We start from the raw sequence: 15,071 nt of genomic DNA, 5'->3' as shown, positions 1-15,071 counted from the left end.
GCCAGGTAACCCACGACTTTGTGAAATCCTTCACCCACCCCCTTGGCCGGGCCACGGAATTCGTGCTGAGATGCGGCCACCACTCAACAGCTCAATGGTGTGCCGGGGAGGGCGAGGTGGCGTATACCGCCATGTCTGGTAACGGAACGACCCCTGACGATCCACTCCAGACCGCGGTATGGCGGCTGCGCTCACGCGCGTGCTGGGTCGACGCAGCGGCGCTGCTCCAGCCGGTGGAGGCGGGATTCGCGCTGCAACGGGCGTCCTTGCTGGTCGAGCGATGTCTCTACACCGAACAGGGGTGGCAGGACGCCGAGGACGCGCTGCGGATCGCGGAGGCGCTGGCGCACACCGACGAGGAGCGGGGCGCGGCCGCTTGTGAACGCGGGCACCTTGCGTATGCCGCCACGCTGCACGGGGTGCGGGACCGGGCCGACGAGGCGCGGGCGGCGCTGGGGCGGGCGGCCGCGTTGATCCCTCCGGGGGCGGCGGGGCGGGCCCTGCTGGACTTCCGGCGGGGGTTGCTGGCGGAGAACCTGGCGCGTTCGCCGCAGTCGGCGCGGGCGGCGTACCGGAGGGCGCACGCGGGTGCGGTGGCTCACGCCGATCCCCTGCTGCTGTCCTTCACCTGGCGCCACCTCGCCGGACTCGCGCTGCGGGACGGCGAGTTGGCCGAGGCCCGGCACGGCTTCGCCGAATCCCTGCGGATCCGTGAGGAGTTGGGGTATCTGGTCGGCACGGCCCCGGCGCTGGCCTCCCTGGCGGACGCGGAAGTCGAGCCGGAGGCCTCGCGGTTGCGGGAGGAGGCTCGGCGGTTGTTCCGTCTGCTGGGCGGGGTACCGACGTGGCTGTCCGAGCAGTTGGCACCACCACCGGCGGCCACGGCCTGAGACGTACGGGCGGCGGTGACCGCGGGGTTTTCCTCGCCCCCGCCGCCCCTACCCGTCCCGTCCCTGGGGGCTGCGCCCCCAGACCCCCGCTTCGGCCCTCAAGGCGTTTGAGGAGCGCGGGCGAGGAAAAGCCTCAGCTCGCGCCCGTGAAGTGTTCGCCCACCAGCACCCGCACCACATCCACGTCCCCGGCGATCAACGCGTCCAGCAGCGCGGTGTGTTCCGCCGCGTCCGCCACGAGTTCCGCGCGGCCGCGGGAGGTGGGGGCGCCGACGAGGGGCCACTGGGCGCGGCGGTGGAGGTCGTCGGCGATCTGGACGAGCTGGTCGTTGCCGGCGAGGGCGAGGACCGCGCGGTGGAAGGCGCGGTCGGACTCGGCGTACGCCGCCCGGCTCCCGGTGGACGCGGCCCGCACCGAAGCCTCGGCGAGCGGCCGCAACTCGGCCCACCGCTCGACCGTCACGGTTCGCGCCAGCCGCAGCATCACCGGCACCTCGATCAGCGCACGCACCTCGGCCAGCTCACCCAGCTCCCGCGCCCCCCGCTCCACGACCCGGAACCCGCGGTTGGGCACGACCTCGACGGCGCCCTCGAGCGCGAGCTGCTGCATGGCCTCACGGACCGGCGTCGCGGACACCCCGAAGCGGTCACCGAGAACGGGCGCCGAGTAGACCTCACCGGGCATCAGCTCACCGGAGACCAGCGCGGTCCGCAGCGCGTCGAGGATCTGCCCGCGCACGGAGGCCCGCTGCACGACGGGCCGGACGGGCGGCTCGGCGGGGGGCCGGTCGGCACGGACCTGCGGGGCGACGGCGTCGTCGGTGCGCGTGCGCTCGGTACGGGGCTCCGGCACACAGCCCTCGGGGCGCGGCCGCGCCGCACCGGCCGGAGGTACGGCCGGCTCGGGACGGGGCCGCTCGCCGTGCGTGTGCTCGCCCCTCGCCGCCGTGAGCTGCGGCGGTACACGTACCGCCGGTGGAACCCCCGTCCCGGTGGAGCCCTGCGCGCTCGGCTTCACGGGTCCTCCTCCGGACGTGTCGGTACTTGGGGTCATTACGGCGGGTTGTTACTCGTCCGTCAAGCACCTTAGGCGCAGAAGCCCCGGGTTCAAATCCCGGCGATCTTGGGTAAGGTTAGGCTTACCTTCAAAACAGTCGTACAACTGTCTTGGATCGGTGGTCCCCGCATGACCGTGCGCACCTCGGCCCTCACTGACGCCTACAACCGTCTGACCGAGGCTTTCCCGGGACTCACCGTCGCGGAGCTGGACAGTGCGGACCCGGCCCCCCGGGGCGGCGGCTGGGTCACCGCCACCTCGCTCGCGGAGGGCGGAGCCGGCCTCGACGCCTTTCTCGCGTGGGACGACGCACAGGTGCTGCGGGACCACGGGCGCAGCGGACGCCCGGATGTCATAGCGAGCTTCGGGCTGCACCGGTACGCCTGGCCCGCCTGTCTGCTGATCACCGCGCCGTGGTTCCTGCAGCGCCGGGTGCCGCGCTTCCCCGTGACGCATGTCTCGTACGACCGGAGCGAGGGACCGATGGCGTTCGCCGTGCGGACCGGCGCCTTCACCTGTCTGCCCGGCGATCCCGCCGCCGCGCTGCCCGGCGCCCGCGTCGTCCCCGACGAGGAGGCGCTGCGGGCCGAGGTGCGGGAAGCGATCGCCGAGCACCTGGAGCCCGTGCTCGGCGGGTTCGGGCCGCGGATGCGGCGGCGCGGGCGCGCGCTGTGGGGCATGGTGACCGACGAGATCGTCGAGGGGCTCTGGTACGTCGCCCAGTTGCTCGGCGAGAGCGAGCAGGCGCGGGCCCAGCGGGAGCTGGAGCTGCTGCTGCCGGGCTCGACGAAGCCGTACGTCGGCGCGGCGGCCTTTCGGCAGCTGACGGGACCGCGCGGCGAGGCGCTGCCCACCCGGGACCGGGCCAGCTGCTGCATGTACTACACACTGGAGCCCGAGGACACCTGCGCCACCTGCCCGCGCACCTGCGACGCCGACCGTGTCGTCAAGCTCCTGGCCGAAGCCGCCAGTTGAGGACCCCTCAGGCGCGGGTGCGAGCGGACGTCCCGTAAGATCATCCGCGAACAGGGCTGCCACTCGGTTACAGGCGATTCACAATTTCCTCACCTGGCGCAGGAACTTTCCGTGGAACCACCCGTACGGGTAGTCTTATTCGAACTCAACTCCCGCCCCTCACGCGGCAGTTCGAGCAGAACGCCGCCCTGGGCATTCCCTTGCACCTCCTTGGCGGCCTCTTGCCCCGAAACCCCCTGAGGGCCAGTGGGATTGGGCCACTATGGCGGGCGTTACACGCCCTATCCCAATGCAAGGGACCCCAGATGAGACTGACCGACATATCGCTGAACTGGTTGCTTCCGGGCGCCGTACTGCTCCTGGGCATGCTGGCGGCGGTAGCGGTGCTGGCGCGCGGCAAGCGGTCCGCCGGGGAGCACGCCAAGACCGAGGACTCCTGGGAGCGCAGCGAGGAGCGCCGCAGGCGCAAGGAAGCCATATACGGAACGGCCTCCTATGTACTCCTGTTCTGCTGCGCCGCCGTCGCGGCCGCACTCTCCTTCAAGGGCCTGGTCGGCTTCGGTGAGCAGAACCTGGGCCTGGACAACGGCTGGCAGTACCTGGTGCCGTTCGGCCTGGACGGCGCGGCGATGTTCTGCTCCGTCCTCGCGGTGCGCGAGGCCAGCCACGGTGACGCGGCCCTCGGCTCCCGGATACTCGTGTGGACGTTCGCGGGCGCCGCTGCCTGGTTCAACTGGGTGCACGCGCCCCGGGGCCTCAGCCACGCGGGCGCCCCGCACTTCTTCGCCGGCATGTCCCTTTCCGCGGCCGTCCTCTTCGACCGCGCACTGAAGCAGACCCGCCGGGCCGCCCTGCGCGAGCAGGGTCTGGTGCCGCGTCCGCTGCCGCAGATCCGCATCGTCCGCTGGCTGCGGGCCCCTCGCGAGACCTACAGGGCCTGGTCGCTGATGCTGCTGGAGAACGTGCGCAGCCTGGACGAGGCGGTCGACGAGGTCCGCGAGGACAAGCGCCAGAAGGAGACCGCCCGACTGCGCCGCCGCGACAAGGAGCGCATGGAGCGCGCCCAGCTCAAGGCCATCAGCCGCGGTCACCGCGGATTCATCGGCCGCGGTGGCGGCCGGCCGGGCGAGGCCCAGGCCCTGGAGCGGGGCTCCGACGTGGTCTCCGCGGAGCCTGCCATATCGACGCCGGAGCAACTGCCCGTACGCTCACGGCCGTCCCTGCAGCCCGTCCGCAAGGGTACTGACCCCATCACCGTCGACCTCACCGCCGAGGACGACACCATGGCCCTGCCGCGACTCGACTCCCTGGAGCGCAAGCTCAAGGACCTCGAGCAGCAGTTCGGCTAGGCCTTCGGGCATCACGGGAGGGGGGTACGGCTTCACGGCCGTACCCCCCTCCCGTTCGTCATGGGACACCGGTGTCGTCCGGCTGCGATGTCATGCGGTCCCGGCGTCGAGTTCGAACCACACCGCCTTGCCCACCCCGTGCGCCCGCACGCCCCACGCGTCCGCGAGGGACTGGACGAGGACCAGGCCCCGGCCGTGCGTACCGTCGTCGGCGTTCGGTACGCGCAGTCTGGGCCGGCGGGCCACGAAGTCCCGTACCTCGACCCTGAGTCCACCGGGTCCGACGGTGGCCGTCAGAACCGCGTCGTGGTCGGTGTGGATGAGCGCGTTGGTCACGAGCTCACTGGTGAGCAGCTCCGCTATGTCCGATCGCCCCGGCCTCCCCCATTGTCGTAACAACTCCCGCAGCGCTCTGCGGACTTCGGGCACCGCCCGCAGGTCCGCCTTCCCGAGTCTGCGCCTGAGCTGAGACGCCTGCGCCTGATCCCCGGCGCCCGCGGCCACGTCCTCCACCGTCTGTGCCGAGAAGGCCCCGATCGCCATGGGACCGCCTCCTCGCGCCTGCCTCTTCATGACCCCCGCCCGCGTGCCGATGTCGGTTCCCCTCCTGCTCGAACACGTTCACGGGATCCATGCCCCGTCGGGCACGCGGCAGTCATGTCGAATCGTCAACGACCAGGTGTTCGGCCACTGTTGGGCCGCGCCGGAGCAGGGGTGGCCGTGCCCCGGGCGGGGGCGCGCGGGACGGCGGGCGCCGAGGATGGTGGGACGCGAGTGCGCGGTGGGGGCGCTCGTACGGAGCGACCGGTGGGGGGCGGGCGTGCCGGTGGTTCCGGCGGGTGGCATGTGCTGCTCGGCGCCCGACGGCCGCGCCCACCGCGAAGCGCGGGGAAACCGCTGGTCGACGCGGAGGTTCCGGTTGATGGCCACGAAGGGGCTCACGATCCGCGCCGCCCCGGCCCTCTCCTGCGCACAGCGGTCCGCGCACTCACAGGCGTCCCCGGGGAGGCGTACGCCCGCGGACCGTGGTGTGCCGGTTGGCGGAGGCGAGGCGGTGCATCCGCCCTCTCGGGCCGCGGCCGACCCGGTGGTCCGATCCGGCTCCGGGTCTGCGCACTGCGGCGACAGGGTGACCGCAGGGCCTCGCACCCATCGTCCAGTGCGGGCTGCCGATCCGGTCGTAGCCGGCGAAGCCATGGGGCGGCTGTTCCTGGACGCCCTGGGCGGAGCGGTACTCTGCCCGCCGTGGAAACTGGCCTGAACTCGCCGCCTGCGCACCTGATGTCACACAGCGGGAGCCGCCCTCCCGTACCCCCGTCGCAGGAGGGCGGCTCCGCTTCTTCGGTTGGTCTCAGTGGAGCTTGTTGACCGCGGTGGTGGTCGTCTTCTTGAACGCCTTCACCGGTGCGTCGTCGAAGTCGCCCATCTGCCCCCACTGCACGACGGTGACGGTCCGCCCGTCCCGGCCGACCGACAGCAGATGGATGTCGGAGGCGCCCCAGGAGGCGGAGGTGTGCAGACCGTGGACGCGGGCGCCCTCCTCCACCGGCAGCGTGCCGTAGTTCTTGTACGTGGCGTCGATCTCCGGGTCGGCCTGCTCGATGCGCGTGGCGCAGTTGCGCATGTCCTTGTTCAGGCGGTCGGCGAGGGCCTTGGCCTTGGCGGTGCTGCCGACGACGATCGTGAGCTGCTGGGCGTTGGTCTCCAGCTCGGTGGTGAACGAGCGGTACCGGGAGTCGTAGCCCGGCATCGTCTCCCGCAGACAGCTCAGAAGTTCGTCCGGGACGCCGTCGGTGACCTTGCCCGCCTTCCAGGCGGATGAGGGGTGCGGCGGCAGTTCGGCCGCCGACAGGAATTTCGGCGCGGTCTGCGGTGCGGCGTCCGCCGGTGCGGCGAGCGTCGCGCCGAGGGCGAGGCCCGTGACGGCGACGGCGAAGAGTGCGCCGGCTCGGGTGCGCTTGGGCATGGGTGTCCCCCGTGTACGAGTGAGTGCTTGGATGTGGAATGCCGCCGACGGCGGATGGTCGGTCCGGCCCGGTCGGTGCGACACCAAAAGCATCAGCCGTCACAGGCGGCCTGCGCAACAGCCGGCGCCCGATCCGCCATGGTGGAACCATCCCAGCCCGTCTGACGTGCAGGTATATGGGGTGCCTGGGATGGGGGCACCGGTCCGGGAGACACAGGGGGAACGTTGTCGGAACGGGACGGCGTGAACGAGGTCGCGGAATTCGCGGCTCTGCTCACGCGGCTGAAGGAACGCACGGACCGCAGCTACGGCCAGCTGGCCCGGCGTCTGCACATGAACACCTCGACGCTGCACCGCTACTGCGCGGGGGACGCGGTCCCTCTCGACTTCGCCCCCGTGGAGCGCTTCGCCGCATTGTGCGGGGCGACGGCGGAGGAACGGCTGGAGCTGCACCGGCTGTGGCTGCCGGCGGTGGCGGCACGGCAGCGGCCGCGCACACCGGTGGCGGGGGCCGAGCCCGCTCCTGATCCCGCGCCCGCTTCCGCGCCCGCTCCTGATCCCGAGCCGGTGCCGGTGCCGGTGCCGGTGCCGGTGCCGGAAGCCCAGCCGGAGGCCGAGCCGGAGCCGGTGCCGGAGGCCGAGACGGTCACGAACCTGGGCGCCCCTCCCGCCCCGCTCCCCTGGTACCGCCGTCGGCGGATCCTGGTGACGACGGCCGTCGCCGTCGCGTCCGCCGCCACCCTCGCCGGCCTGTCCGCCCTGTCGAACGACCGCTCCTCGTCCGCCGACGCCGTACGCCCCACCGATCCCGGCCGTACGAGTTCGGCCGCTCCCGAATCCCCGGGCCCCGGCACGTCGAAGAAGCCGAAGGACAGTGCCTCGCCCTCGCCGGACCGGACCTCGCCGCCCGCCTCCCCCGGCGGCCGTACCCCCGCCCCGTCCGGCTCGGTCACCGGCGACAGTCCCACGGGAGGGGCGGGTCCGGGCGCCGCCGTGCCCCTGACCTGGACCGTCAACTCCCATGCCTGGAACCAGGGCTGCGGCCACGACTACGTGGTCGCCGCGCCGCCCGCGCAGGTGCCGCCGCCCCCGACCGCCCAGGACGCCGCGGTCTGGGCGGCGGCGCAGGACGCCCGGCACGGCCGTGACACCAACGTGCAGATCTCGGTGCAGGGCCGGAACTCCACGGCGGTGGTGCTCGAAGCCCTCCGTGTGCGCGTCGTCGGACGTGCGGCGCCGTTGGAGGGCAATTCCTATGCCATGGACAACGGCTGCGGCGGAGCCCTCACTCCTCGGTTCTTCTCCGTCGACCTGGACGCCGACCGCCCCGTCGCCCACGCGGAACCCGGTGGTGACCCCGAGGGCCCCATCCCCGCGATCCAGCTGCCCTACCGCGTCTCCGCGGAGGATCCGGAGGTGCTGCTGGTCACCGCGAAGACCGCGGCCTGCGACTGCAGTTGGTACCTCGAACTGGACTGGTCCTCGCAGGGCCGCACCGGCACCGTCCGTATCGACGACCACGGCAGCCCGTTCCGCACGAGTGCCATCAAGGGGCTGCCGCGCTACTCGTACGACACCTCCCGCCGCCAGTGGGTGCCGTACGTTCCCTAGGGCCGTGGCACGTTACGGAGGTTGGACCGCGCCATCTGCAGCATCCGCCCCACGCCGCCGTCGAGCACGATCTTCGAGGCGGACAGGGCGAACCCGGTCACCATCTCGGTGCTGATCCTCGGCGGGACGGACAGGGCGTTGGGGTCGGTGACGACGTCGACGAGGGCGGGTCCCTTGTGTCCGAAGGCGTCCTTGAGGGCGCCGGCCAGCTGCTTGGGCTTCTCCACCCGGACACCGTGGGCACCGCAGGCGCGGGCCACGGCGGCGAAGTCGGGGTTCTTGTTGGTGGTGCCGTAGGAGGGCAGGCCCGCGACCAGCATCTCCAACTCGACCATGCTCAGCGAGGAGTTGTTGAAGAGGACGACCTTCACGGGCAGGTCGTACTGCACCAGGGTCAGGAAGTCGCCCATCAGCATGGTGAATCCGCCGTCGCCGGACATCGAGACGACCTGCCGGCCGCGGTCGGCGAACTGGGCGCCGATCGCCATCGGCAGCGCGTTGGCCATCGAGCCGTGGGAGAAGGAGCCGATGATCCGGCGGCGGCCGTTGGGTGAGATGTAACGGGCGGCCCAGACGTTGCACATGCCGGTGTCGACGGTGAACACGGCGTCGTCGTCGGCGAGTTCGTCGAGCACGGAGGCCACGTACTCGGGGTGGATCGGGACGTGCTTGTCGACCTTGCGGGTGTACGCCTTGACGACGCCTTCCAGCGCGTCGGCGTGCTTCTTGAGCATCTTGTCGAGGAACTTGCGGTTCTGCTTGGCCCGCACCCGTGGGGTGAGACAGCGCAGGGTCTCCTTCACATCGCCCCACACGGCGAGGTCGAGCTTGGAGCGGCGGCCCAGGTGCTCGGGCCGGACGTCGACCTGGGCGATCTTGACATCGTCGGGGAGGAACGCGCTGTACGGGAAGTCGGTGCCGAGGAGGATCAGCAGATCGCACTCGTGGGTGGCCTCGTAGGCGGCGCCGTAGCCGAGCAGTCCGCTCATGCCGACGTCGTACGGGTTGTCGTACTGGATGTGCTCCTTGCCCCGCAGCGCGTGCCCCACCGGTGACTTGATCTTCTCCGCGAACTCCATGACCTCGGTGTGCGCGCCGGCGGTGCCGCTGCCGCAGAACAGGGTGACCTTGTCGGCCGCGTCGATCATCTCGACGAGCCGGTCGATCTCGGTGTCACCGGGGCGGACGGTGGGCCGGGAGGTGACGAGGGCGGTCTCGAGCGGCTTGTCCGGGGCGGGGTCGTCGGCGATGTCACCGGGGAGCGAGACGACACTGACGCCGGAGCGGCCGACCGCGTGCTGGATCGCGGTCTGGAGCAGCCTCGGCATCTGCTTGGGGTTGGAGATGAGTTCGCTGTAGTGGCTGCACTCGCGGAACAGCTGGTCGGGGTGGGTCTCCTGGAAGTAGCCGAGCCCGATCTCGCCGGAGGGGATGTGCGAGGCGAGGGCGAGGACCGGGGCCATGGAGCGGTGGGCGTCGTACAGGCCGTTGATGAGGTGCAGGTTGCCGGGACCGCAGGAGCCCGCGCAGGCGGTCAGCTTCCCGGTGATCTGCGCCTCGGCGCCGGCGGCGAACGCGGCGGTCTCCTCGTGCCGGACGTGCACCCAGTCGATGCCGGCGTTACGGCGTACCGCGTCGACCACCGGGTTGAGGCTGTCGCCGACGACGCCGTAGAGGCGCTCCACACCGGCGCGGACGAGGATGTCGACGAACTGTTCGGCGACGTTCTGCTTGGCCATGGATCCATCAATCCACAACCCCCGCCGTCACGCCTCCCACACGGCGGCGGCCGTACGGTCGTCCGCGTAGCCCTTGACCCGCACCTGGGTGTCCGCGAGGAAGGCGGCGAGGCCCGGTGGGGTGGGGTCGGACCAGCGGCCCGTGAGGTACTCGCACAGCTCCGGTTCGCCGCGCAGGGGCTCCGCGAGGCCGCCGCTGCACATCAGGAGCGTGTCACCCGGGCGGGCTACCGAGGCGCGGAAGCGGAAGGGTTCGCGGGGCGGCTCGGGGGCGGCCTCGTACGGGCTCGGCGGGGTGGGGATGCCGAGGTCCATGGTGAGGCGGTCGCCCTCGGGGGTCTCGGCGGGCAGCGAGCCGAAGCCGACCACCGGTTCGCCGGTGACGTCCAGGACGCGCGGCTCGATGTCCTGCCACTCGCCGTCCCTGAGGCGGAACAGCCCGCCCTCGCCGACGCCGAAGAAGACGCGGGTACGGCAGTCCGTGTCGGCCGGCAGGAGCAGGCAGCGCAGGGTGGCGGAGTACTCCTCCGGGTCGATGCCCTGCTCGGTGGCGCTGGCGCGGAGCTTGCCGAGGCTGCGGTCGGTGAGCCGGTGCAGCCCCGACTTCAGGTCGCCGCGGCGGGCGGCGCGGAGGTCCTCGGCGAGGCGTGCGTGGCTGCGGCCGACGGCCCTGCCGATCCAGTGGCAGGCCTCGGCGGCGGCCCGGTGGGCGCCGGGGGTCGCACGGGCGCCGGTGGCCATCGCGACGAGGACCAGGGCGTGGTCGCCGGTGCCGAAGCGGGCGGTGAGGAGGGAGTCCCGGCGGGGTTCGCCCCGGAAGCGGGCGGAGTCGCCCCGCACGGAGGCGGCACGCAGGACGCAGGAGCCGTAGTGGGCGCCGTCGAGGACGGTGTCGGCGACCAGGTCGTCCAGGTCGTCGGGGTCCGCGGGCGGGAGGGCGGTGGGTTCGGCGTCGTAGGTCGGAGGGCCGGAGCCCACGAAGTCCAGGGGGCCGGGAGGGAGCGTGGGGAGGTCGACTCGGGTGGGAGTGCGGGTGGGTGGTGGTTGCGGGGGCGTCTCCGTGGGCGGGGGTGCCGCGTCGACCGGTGTTTCCGCGGGCGGGTGGGTCTCGCTCGCCGGCGCTTGCGGGGTGTCGGCGGGCGGTGCGGGCGGGGCGCTCTCGGGCCTCGGCGGCGCGCCGCCCGCCGCGAAGCCCGTCGGGCCTGTTGCCGCCCGCGTCGGTTCCCATGGGGCTCGGGAACTCGTCGGTGGGGTGTCCTCCTCGCCCGCCCTCGGCGCCGGAACCCCCGTGCCCGTGTTCACCGTCCCCGCCGCCGAGGCGAACCTGTCGTCCAGCGAGTCGGGCGCGGCGGCCGGGCCCGCGTCCTCGGTGTCGTCGTACAGCTGACCCCACCAGTCGTCCTCGTGACCGGTGGGCCTTCCCCCCTGCTGGCTCATGCCCCTAATTGTCCACCGTGCGGGCCGGATGAAAACGGGGCATCCGGAAAAATCGGCGACGCGCCGTGCACGGCGGGTGATCCACAGAACGGCCGTACGAAAAGAGCCGCCGGGCAGTTCCACCCCCCACGGGAGAACCGCCCGGCGACGCCGGGGTGACCCGGGCCTTCGATCCCCTGACGCGCTAGCGCACGTCGTAGGCCCGGGACACGGTCTGGCTGACCGAGTTGCCGTTCGCGTCGGTCATGTCGGCCCTGAGTGTGACCTGCTTTCCTGTCGCTGTGCTGTGGTCGACGTATGCCTCCCACACGGTGCCCTTCCTCGACGTCCGCGCCTGGGTCCAGGTCTCCCCGTCGTCGAAGGAGTACGCGAGCTTCACCGAGGTCAACGCCCCGGGCTCATAGCCCGCGTGGCCCCTGGCCGTGAGCGTGATCCGCTGACCGTCGCGCGCCGGGAGCGTCTTGAGGCCGTCCTCCGGGAGGTCGTAGCGCGGGAAGAGGACCGGGACGCCCTGGGAGTAGGCGTTCTCGTCCAGCGCCGAGCGGAAGGACCAGGTCGTCGAGGTGGCCGTCGAGCGCTGCCACACCCGGGCCGGGGAACCGAACTTCGTGGTGGTGAGGGTGAGTTCGTACGCCGACTCCGCGGCCGGGACCTCGAACACCCCGAACGGGTAGGGACTGTCGCCGACGGTCGCACCGTCCCGCTTCAGCACCATGCCGCCGATGTCGCCGAAGGCGCCCTGCACGCCCTGGTGCTGACCGTCGCCCCAGAAGGCGGGCGCGACACCGATCAGGTTGCCCTGGCGTTCGGCGGCGAGGGCCTGGTCGCCGTCGGCGTGGAGCGGGGTGCTCGGTGCGAGGACGCCGCCGTACCACTCCTCGGTCCGCTCCTCCCCCTTCCCGTACGTCCGCACGGGGTCGATCATGAACTCGCCCCAGGGGAAGCTGCTGGACACCTCCTGCTCCCAGCCGGTGGTGCCCGGCGTGTGGAACTCGGTGCGCTCGAAGGGCGCGGTAACGGTCTCGATCTCGCCGAACCAGCCGGTCGGTCCGCTTGGACGGGTCATCGACCGGAGGTCGACGTGGTCGGTGGCGGTGCCCGGCGGGAGCCGCGGGTGAACCTGGCTGACCTGCGGGTTCTCCAACCGTCCGGCACCCTGGACGCATGGGAGTGTGGGACCTCCTGCTGGTCGGCCTGGTCCTCTTGCTCGGCCTGTGCGGAGTGCTGGTGCCCGGGCTGCCGGGGTCGTGGCTCGTGTGGGCCGCGGTCTCGTGGTGGGCGCTGAAGGATCCGCGGCCGGTCGCGTGGTGGGTGCTGGTGGGGGCCACCGTCGTGCTGTTCCTGTCCCAGGTGGTGCGCTGGGCGCTGCCGCCCCGCCGTCTGCGCACGAGCGGTGCCACCCCCCGGATGGGTGTGTACGCCGGGATCGGCGCGTTCCTCGGCTTCTTCCTGGTCCCCGTGGTGGGCGCGATCCCGGGCTTCATGGCCGGCATCTACCTGCACGAACGCCTTCGCCTCGGCCGCCACGGCGAGGCGAGGGCGGCCCTGCGGACGGTCATGCGCTCGGGCGGCTCCAGCGTCCTGGCGGAGCTGTTCACCTGCCTGCTGATCATGGGGGCGTGGCTGGGAGCGGTGCTGTGGGGGTGACGTAGGGCCGCGGCCCTAGGCCGAGGAGCCGATGTGCCCGCCGGGACGGACGTGTTCGGATGGCGGCATGACCGAATTCAGCGAGGCCGAACGCGCGTATCTGAAGTCGCAGCGGCTGGGGCGGCTCGCCACGGTGTCTCCCCAGGGGCAGCCGCAGGCCAACCCGGTCGGGTTCTTCCCCCAGGACGACGGGACGATCCTGGTCGGCGGCTACGAGATGGGGCGCAGCAAGAAGTGGCGCAACCTGCAGAAGAACCCGAAGGTCGCGCTCGTGGTCGACGACATCGTCAGTCTTCGGCCCTGGACCGTCCGTGGCATCGACATCCGCGGCGAGGCGGAGCTGTTGGTGGGGCCGCACGAGCTGGGGGCGCATTTCAGTGAGGAGGTCATTCGGATCCGTCCTCGGCGGATTCACAGTTGGGGGCTTGACGCGGTGGAGGGGTCGTAGCCGTCGTCACGCTGCGGGCCGGTGAGGGCTGGTCGCGCCCGCGCGGCGGAGCCGCATATCGATACAGCCCCGCGCCCCTTTGGGGCGCGACTGCCCGCCCGGGTTTTAGAGGACACCCTCCAGGCTCAGCAGGGTCGTCTTGCGTTCCAGGCCGCCCGCGTACCCCGTCAGCGAACCGTTCGCACCGATCACCCGGTGGCACGGCCTGACGATCAGCAGGGGGTTGGCGCCGATCGCGCCGCCCACCGCTCGTACCGCGGCCCGGGGCGCCCCGATGCGTGTGGCGATCTCGCCGTAGGTCGTCGTGGCGCCGTAGGGGACGTCGTCCAGGGCGGCCCAGACCCGCTCGCGGAACTGCGTGCCCTCGGCCCGCAGCGCCAGCCGGAACTCCTTCAGCTCACCGGCGAAGTACGCCGTGAGCTGCTCCTCGGCCTCGCGGAAGAGGGCGGGGTCGTGCAGCCAGCCGTCCTGGACCGTGCGGCCGCCCTTCTGGTCCGGTACGGACAGGGAGGTCAGCACGCCGGTCGGATCGGCGGTGAGGAGGAGCGGGCCGACGGGGCTGTCCGCCGTCGTCCAGTGCGTGGTCATCGGGTCTCCAGCTCCCCTGCGGTGCGCAGGTGTCGTACGGCGTAGGAGCGCCAGGGGCGCCAGGTGTCGGGGGCGTTCAGGTCGGGCGGGGCCACGTCGGGGTCGCCGAGGGCGCGGGTTCGGACGACGGCGACGGTACGGGCGTCCATGCCGGGCAGGGCGAGCAGCGCGGTCTGCGCGTCGTCGCGGTCGGCGCCGGGGTCCAGGTGGACGGCGCCGTCGGCGAGGGCGGCGGTGAGCGCGCCGAGGGGGCCCTCGGGCTCGGCCTCGGCGAGGACCGCCGGTTCGGGGAAGAGGTGGGTGAGGCTGCCGCAGGGCGCGTCGAGCACCTTGCCGTACCGCTGCACGAGCCGCGCGGCCTGTGCCGGGCCGGCCAGCGCCCGTACCGCCAGCTCCGCCGGGTCGGCCGCACCCGGCGACCGCAGCCCCGGCCGGGCCGCGACCAGCGGGGCGAGCCGCGGGTCGGCGCCGAGCCGTTCGTCGACGGCGTACGGATCGGCGTCGAGGTCGAACAGGCGCCGCAGCCGCTGCACGGCGGTCGTCAGGTCCCGCAGGTCGGTGAGGTGGAGCCGGGCGTCGAGCCAGCCGCGCGGCCGCTCCTCGACGGCGACGATCCCGGTGCCGTACGGCAGCCGCAGCGTGCGCCGGTAGGTGCGCTTCCCCTCCGGTCCGCTCACCTCCTCGACGCCGGGCACGGCCTCGTCGGCCAGGAGGTCGAAGACGGCGCCCGATCGGTACGGGCCCCGGTAGGCGAGCCGCAGCGGCACCCCGGCCGCCGGGGTGGCCGTACGACGGGACGCGGGCGCGGCGTCGCGCAGCCGGCTCGGGGTCTGCGCGTACACGGTGCGGATCGTGTCGTTGAACTGGCGCACGCTGGCGAACCCGGAGGCGAACGCGATCTGGGTGACCGGCAGCTCCGTGGTCTGCAGCAGGACCCGTGCCGTGTGCGAGCGCTGGGCGCGGGCGAGGGCGACGGGCCCGGCGCCGAGTTCCGCGGTGAGCTGCCGCTGGACCTGCCGGGCGCTGTAGCCCAGCCGGTCCGCGAGACCGGCGACGCCCTCCCGGTCGACGACACCGTCGCCGATCAGCCGCATCGCACGCCCCACGACATCGGCCCGTACGTTCCACTCCGCCGACCCCGGCACGGCGTCCGGACGGCACCGCCGGCAGGCCCGGAACCCGGAACCCTGCGCGGCGGCGGCCGTCGCGAAGAACCGCACGTTGCGCCGCTTGGGCGTGACGGCGGGGCAACTGGGCCGGCAGTAGATCCCGGTCGTCTCGACGGCGAAGAAGAACTCCCCGTCGAACCGCCCGTCCCGACTCCGCACCGCCTCGTACCTGCTGTCCTCGTCCATCACACGGTC

The 15,071-nt window shown here is 72.5% G+C and carries 14 protein-coding genes; 6 read left to right on the top strand and 8 right to left on the bottom strand.

The features are described 5' to 3' along the window. Positions 1-116: 116 nt before the first annotated feature. Complete coding sequence (locus tag ACWD3I_RS15890) at positions 117-890, top strand: hypothetical protein (RefSeq protein ID WP_365394491.1); 774 nt, start codon at positions 117-119, stop codon at positions 888-890. A gap of 133 nt (positions 891-1,023) precedes the next feature. Here the strand turns inward: ACWD3I_RS15890 and ACWD3I_RS15885 are convergent, their stop codons facing one another. Next, positions 1,024-1,908 carry a GntR family transcriptional regulator gene (locus tag ACWD3I_RS15885; RefSeq protein WP_365394490.1) on the bottom strand — a complete coding sequence of 295 codons (885 nt, stop codon included), beginning with the start codon at positions 1,906-1,908 and terminating at the stop codon, positions 1,024-1,026. A gap of 168 nt (positions 1,909-2,076) precedes the next feature. Between ACWD3I_RS15885 and ACWD3I_RS15880 the strand changes: the two genes are divergently transcribed. Together ACWD3I_RS15880 and ACWD3I_RS15875 are read left to right on the top strand one after the other, a co-directional pair. Further along, positions 2,077-2,922, top strand: coding sequence for a (2Fe-2S)-binding protein (locus ACWD3I_RS15880; RefSeq protein WP_365394489.1), 846 nt, complete (start codon positions 2,077-2,079; stop codon positions 2,920-2,922). A 305-nt stretch (positions 2,923-3,227) separates the two neighbouring features. Continuing rightward, positions 3,228-4,271, top strand: coding sequence for a DUF2637 domain-containing protein (locus tag ACWD3I_RS15875; RefSeq protein ID WP_365394488.1), 1,044 nt, complete (start codon positions 3,228-3,230; stop codon positions 4,269-4,271). Between the two features lie 90 nt (positions 4,272-4,361). On the opposite strand, the gene ACWD3I_RS15870 is transcribed toward ACWD3I_RS15875, so the two are convergent. Beyond that, entirely contained in the window at positions 4,362-4,814 is a 453-nt protein-coding gene (locus ACWD3I_RS15870; protein ID WP_266886467.1) for an ATP-binding protein, read from the bottom strand. An 808-nt stretch (positions 4,815-5,622) separates the two neighbouring features. Continuing rightward, positions 5,623-6,237: a hypothetical protein gene (locus ACWD3I_RS15865; protein ID WP_365394487.1), complete on the bottom strand. Its 615-nt coding sequence runs from the start codon at positions 6,235-6,237 to the stop codon at positions 5,623-5,625. 225 nt (positions 6,238-6,462) lie between these two features. Between ACWD3I_RS15865 and ACWD3I_RS15860 the strand changes: the two genes are divergently transcribed. Then, positions 6,463-7,848, top strand: coding sequence for a helix-turn-helix domain-containing protein (locus tag ACWD3I_RS15860; protein ID WP_365394486.1), 1,386 nt, complete (start codon positions 6,463-6,465; stop codon positions 7,846-7,848). On the opposite strand, the gene ACWD3I_RS15855 is transcribed toward ACWD3I_RS15860, so the two are convergent. The 3 genes from ACWD3I_RS15855 to ACWD3I_RS15845 form a co-directional block, all read right to left on the bottom strand. Further along, positions 7,845-9,587 carry a pyruvate dehydrogenase gene (locus ACWD3I_RS15855; protein WP_365394485.1) on the bottom strand — a complete coding sequence of 581 codons (1,743 nt, stop codon included), beginning with the start codon at positions 9,585-9,587 and terminating at the stop codon, positions 7,845-7,847. The genes ACWD3I_RS15860 and ACWD3I_RS15855 overlap by 4 nt on opposite strands. A gap of 27 nt (positions 9,588-9,614) precedes the next feature. Further along, positions 9,615-11,024, bottom strand: coding sequence for a protein phosphatase 2C domain-containing protein (locus ACWD3I_RS15850; protein ID WP_365394484.1), 1,410 nt, complete (start codon positions 11,022-11,024; stop codon positions 9,615-9,617). A 184-nt stretch (positions 11,025-11,208) separates the two neighbouring features. Then, positions 11,209-12,090: a hypothetical protein gene (locus ACWD3I_RS15845; protein WP_365394483.1), complete on the bottom strand. Its 882-nt coding sequence runs from the start codon at positions 12,088-12,090 to the stop codon at positions 11,209-11,211. A 98-nt stretch (positions 12,091-12,188) separates the two neighbouring features. Between ACWD3I_RS15845 and ACWD3I_RS15840 the strand changes: the two genes are divergently transcribed. After that, the gene (locus tag ACWD3I_RS15840) at positions 12,189-12,671 is read left to right on the top strand and encodes a DUF456 domain-containing protein (RefSeq protein ID WP_365394482.1); all 483 of its coding nucleotides are present in this window, start codon (positions 12,189-12,191) and stop codon (positions 12,669-12,671) included. A gap of 67 nt (positions 12,672-12,738) precedes the next feature. After that, entirely contained in the window at positions 12,739-13,119 is a 381-nt protein-coding gene (locus tag ACWD3I_RS15835) for a PPOX class F420-dependent oxidoreductase (RefSeq protein WP_365394481.1), read from the top strand. 105 nt (positions 13,120-13,224) lie between these two features. On the opposite strand, the gene ACWD3I_RS15830 is transcribed toward ACWD3I_RS15835, so the two are convergent. Further along, entirely contained in the window at positions 13,225-13,707 is a 483-nt protein-coding gene (locus tag ACWD3I_RS15830; RefSeq protein WP_365394480.1) for a methylated-DNA--[protein]-cysteine S-methyltransferase, read from the bottom strand. Beyond that, positions 13,704-15,062, bottom strand: a complete 1,359-nt coding sequence (locus ACWD3I_RS15825) for a DNA-3-methyladenine glycosylase 2 family protein (RefSeq protein ID WP_365394479.1) — start codon at positions 15,060-15,062, stop codon at positions 13,704-13,706. The genes ACWD3I_RS15830 and ACWD3I_RS15825 overlap by 4 nt, the downstream gene beginning before the upstream one ends. Positions 15,063-15,071 lie beyond the last annotated feature (9 nt).

It is taken from the genome of Streptomyces sp. NPDC002817 (assembly GCF_053592055.1).
Note: the sequence above shows the minus strand (reverse complement) of the source record. Positions and strands in the feature narration are given on the sequence as shown.